Here is a 1,381-nt window from a genome sequence, read left to right as displayed (position 1 = left end):
ACTTCTCATTCACCATAACCTGCCAAGGTTATAGGGACAAGCCGTACGGGCAATTAGTATCAGTTAGCTTAATGCATTACTGCACTTCCACACCTGACCTATCAACGTCCTGGTCTCGAACGACCCTTCAAAGAGCTCAAGGCTCTGGGAAATCTCATCTTAAGGCAAGTTTCCCGCTTAGATGCTTTCAGCGGTTATCTCTTCCAGACTTAGCTACCCGGCAATGCCACTGGCGTGACAACCGGTACACCAGAGGTCTGTCCACTCCGGTCCTCTCGTACTAGGAGCAGCCCCCTTCAAATTTCCAACGCCCACGGCAGATAGGGACCAAACTGTCTCACGACGTTTTAAACCCAGCTCACGTACCACTTTAAATGGCGAACAGCCATACCCTTGGGACCGGCTACAGCCCCAGGATGTGATGAGCCGACATCGAGGTGCCAAACTCCCCCGTCGATATGAACTCTTGGGAGGAATCAGCCTGTTATCCCCAGAGTACCTTTTATCCGTTGAGCGATGGCCCTTCCATACAGAACCACCGGATCACTATGTCCTACTTTCGTACCTGCTCGACTTGTCAGTCTCGCAGTTAAGCACGCTTATGCCATTGCACTATTAGCACGATGTCCGACCGTACCTAGCGTACCTTCGAACTCCTCCGTTACACTTTAGGAGGAGACCGCCCCAGTCAAACTGCCTACCATGCACTGTCCCCGATCCGGATAACGGACCAAGGTTAGAACCTCAAACAAACCAGGGTGGTATTTCAAGGTTGGCTCCACGAGAACTGGCGTCCCCGCTTCAAAGCCTCCCACCTATCCTACACAGATTGGTTCAAAGTCCAATGCAAAGCTACAGTAAAGGTTCATGGGGTCTTTCCGTCTAGCCGCGGGTAGATTGCATCATCACAAACACTTCAACTTCGCTGAGTCTCGGGAGGAGACAGTGTGGCCATCGTTACGCCATTCGTGCAGGTCGGAACTTACCCGACAAGGAATTTCGCTACCTTAGGACCGTTATAGTTACGGCCGCCGTTTACTGGGACTTCAATCAAGAGCTTGCACCCCATCATTTAATCTTCCAGCACCGGGCAGGCGTCACACCCTATACGTCCACTTTCGTGTTTGCAGAGTGCTGTGTTTTTATTAAACAGTCGCAGCCACCAGTTTATTGCAACCCGTTCACCCTTCTGGCGCAAGCCAGTCAAGCTACAAGGGCGTACCTTTTCCCGAAGTTACGGTACCAATTTGCCGAGTTCCTTCTCCCGAGTTCTCTCAAGCGCCTTAGAATACTCATCTCGCCCACCTGTGTCGGTTTGCGGTACGGTCTCGTATGACTGAAGCTTAGAGGCTTTTCTTGGAACCACTTCCGATTGCTTCAG

The 1,381-nt window shown here is 51.5% G+C and carries 1 rRNA gene; it reads right to left on the bottom strand.

What is annotated here, in order from left to right:
• Window positions 1-32 precede the first annotated feature (32 nt).
• Window positions 33-1,381, bottom strand: a 23S ribosomal RNA gene (locus ABWW33_RS32945); the annotation flags it as partial.

The sequence above is a fragment of the Duganella hordei genome (assembly GCF_040369125.1).
Lineage (GTDB): Bacteria > Pseudomonadota > Gammaproteobacteria > Burkholderiales > Burkholderiaceae_D > Rugamonas > Rugamonas hordei.
The sequence above is the reverse complement of the archived record's forward strand: the minus strand, read 5'-3'. Positions and strand labels throughout refer to the sequence as shown.